Origin of the sequence: Streptomyces mutabilis (assembly GCF_014649815.1) — a bacterium.
Lineage (GTDB): Bacteria > Actinomycetota > Actinomycetes > Streptomycetales > Streptomycetaceae > Streptomyces > Streptomyces mutabilis.
On the sequence record NZ_BMTT01000285.1, the window covers coordinates 1 to 541 of the forward strand.

General features: G+C 47.0%; 1 protein-coding gene. It reads left to right on the plus strand.

The features are described 5' to 3' along the window. Window positions 1-366, plus strand: a 366-nt coding sequence (locus IE142_RS35860) for a type 2 periplasmic-binding domain-containing protein (RefSeq protein ID WP_191889517.1), incomplete at its 5' end; no start/stop codon positions are given. Between the last annotated feature and the right edge of the window lie 175 nt (window positions 367-541).

Here is a 541-nt window from a genome sequence, read left to right on the forward strand (position 1 = left end):
GAAACCTTCTTCGAGAAAAACTACCCCGACATCAAGCTGCAGAAGTACGACCAGTACGCCGATGCCTACAACGCGCTGCTCGACGGCCGTGGCGACGCCTTCTCCACCGACAACACCGAGGTGCTCGCATGGGCCAAGTCCAACAAGGGCTTCAAGGTCGGTATCACCGAACTGGGCGATAAGGACACCATCGCTGCCGCAGTGCAGAAGGGCAATAAGGAATTGCTTGACTGGATCAACGACGAAATCGACAAGCTTGGCGATGAAAACTTCTTCCACAAGGATTATGAGGAGACACTGAAGCCGGTGTATGGCGACGAAGTCGATCCTGATGAAATCGTGGTCGAAAAAGGTGTGGTCGACTGATAACTAGTTAATCAAACTAAATATTTTGAACCTTCCGTCGCTTCAGGCGGAAGGTTTTTCTATATTCACATAATCATATTTACATACAAATATATGATTGCTGATAACGCTATATAAAAAACAATTATTACGATTCGCGCCTTCCATAAAAAGCGTATATAGCCACGCCGATGTT